Below are 2,302 nucleotides of genomic sequence, written 5' to 3'. Positions count from 1 at the left end.
GACCGTCCGCAGGGCGAGCGCTTCCCGCAGGGCGGCCGTCCCCAGGGAGACCGTCCCCCGCGTGGCAACGGAGAGGCTCCGCGCCAGCTCGCGGAGCAGAGCCCTCGGCCCGCGGAGCAGCAGGGGCCCCGCGAGTTCCGTCCCCAAGGAGAGCGTCCGCCTCGGACAGACCGTCCCCAGGGAGAGCGTCCCCCTCGGGGCGAGCGTCCACCTCGGACAGACCGTCCCCAGGGCGAGCGTTTTCAGCAGGGCGGCCGTCCTCAGGGCGAGCGTCCCCCGCGTGGTAACGGGGACGGACAGCGCCAGTGGGGAGAGCAGGGTGCGAGGCCCTCGGGGCCGCAGGGGCCACGGGAGCCGCGGCCACAGGGGCGTCCTCCGGAGCGGAGGAGCGAGGGGCCCGGTCGGGGTGGGCCCCGTCAGGGGCGGAGCGGCGGCGGCGCGGCGGGGCCCGTGGTGACGTACTCGGCCAAGGCGCCTCCGACCCCTCCGGCGTCCCCGCCGAAGTCGGAAGACGAGTCCTAGCGGAAGCGCTGGAAGGGGTCCGGCTCGGGCTGGCAGGCCACCTCGAGGAAGGTGGTGCTGCGCCCGCGCACGAGGGCCCACAGACAGCGCAGGAGACAGGCGGCTCCGAACTCCCGGTAGATGAGGCCGAGGTTCTCTAGCACCTCACGTCCAGTAATGACTCCGCGCATGGCGCATACCCCCTGAAGAGCTTCGCCTCCCCCGCTGACGTAGGCGCGGGGCCGGCGATGCACGCAGGGGCCTACTGCAAAGGCTTTGCCGAGCCATTCCTGTCGGAACTACAGGGTGTGTCTGGCATTGGACGCGCCAAGCCCCCCGTCTTCCGTTGGGAGATTTACGCCCACCTGCGCCGAGGTTTGACGCCATACCTGGAAGACTGAAGTTCCTACAGGCGGCCTGTGGAAAGGTCGACGGGGGATGGGGGACGGGGGGAGCGGCGTCACGCCGCCTCGCGCTCGGCCGGGGCGAGCGGCAGCCGCACCCGGAAGCAGGCCCCGCGTGGCACGGACTCGTCCAGCTCGAGCGTGCCCCCGTGGTTCTCCATGACGAGCTGTCGACAGATGGCCAGCCCCAGCCCCGTGCCCTTGCCCACGTCCTTCGTGGTGAAGAAGGGCTCGAAGATGCGCGTGCGCAGCTCCGGCGGAATCCCCGGGCCGTTGTCGGCCACCACGAGCTCGACCATGCCGTCGCGCACCGCCGTGCTCACCCGCACCTCGCCCTCTTCCCCCAGCGCGTCGATGGCGTTGCGCAGCAGGTTCAGCACCACCTGACCCAACTGCCCGGGGTGGAAGGAGAACCGCGGCACCTCTCCACACTGGACCTCGACCCGCGTGCCCCGAGGCACCGAGCGCCGGACCAGCTCGACCGTCTCGTGGACCGTCTGGTTGAGGTCTCCGGGCTCCAGGCGCGGGCGCTCGCCGCGCAGGAAGGCGCGCAGGTCCGCCTGCGTGGAGCGGATGCGCTCGGTGGCGTAGCCCATCGCCTCCAGCGCCTCGGGGGCGTCCTGGAGCACGAAGTCGAGGTCCAGCTCGCGCCACAGCCGCTCGACTTCCGGGGCATTCTCCGGGAGCTGCTCCAGCCGTGCGCGGCAGCGCCGCAGCGCCTCGGCCATCTGCTCGACGTACTCGCGCACCGGGGGCAGGTTGTTGTGGATGGCGGTGAGCGGGTTGTTGATTTCGTGCGAGAGCCGCGCCAGGAGCTGTCCCATGGCGGAGAGCTTCTCGGCCTGGATGACCTTCTCGCGGGCCCGGTCGAGCTCGGCGGTGCGGGCCTCCACGAGGCGCTCCAGCTCGGCGTTCCTGCGCCGCAGGGCGAGGCCCCTCCAGCGCACCACGCCCGCCACGGCGGCGCCCAGCAGCAGCACGCCGAGGCTCCGCGCCCACCAGGAGGCCCACCACGGCGCATGCACCACCAGGGAGAGCCCCACCACGGGCCCCCACGGTCCCCGGCCATTTCGCGCGCGCACCTCGAGCTGGTAGCTCCCCGGCGCGAGCGCGCTGTAGCGCACCGAGCGGCCTCGGAAGGCGTGCCAGTCGTCCAGCCCCACCAGCCGCACCTCGTGCTCCACGTTGCGCTCGTCGAGGAAGTCCAGGTCGGCGAGCCGGACCTCCAGTGTCGCCTCGTCGTGGGCGGCCTCGAGGCCCTCCAGGGGCGGCCGGGGGAAGGCGCGTGCCCCGAGCGTGGTGTCCAGCAGGGCCACGCGCGGCGGTTGGGCCAGGCCCGTGTAGCGCGCGCCCTCGAAGCGGCCGAGCCCATTGGAGGTGCCTACCCACACGGTGCC

General features: G+C 72.9%; 2 protein-coding genes. Both read right to left on the bottom strand.

What is annotated here, in order from left to right; translation table 11 throughout:
- Positions 1-518: 518 nt before the first annotated feature.
- On the bottom strand, positions 519-692 hold the full coding sequence (locus VF697_RS41535) for a hypothetical protein (protein WP_331104048.1): 174 nt from the start codon (positions 690-692) through the stop codon (positions 519-521).
- Positions 693-961: 269 nt separating this feature from the next.
- Positions 962-2,302 (bottom strand): sensor histidine kinase (locus VF697_RS41530; protein WP_331104046.1); only part of this gene is annotated, 1,341 nt, incomplete at its 5' end.

It is taken from the genome of Archangium sp., assembly GCF_036388035.1.
Classification (GTDB): Bacteria; Myxococcota; Myxococcia; order Myxococcales; family Myxococcaceae; genus Archangium.
This window is presented reverse-complemented; position numbering and strand designations above follow the sequence as displayed.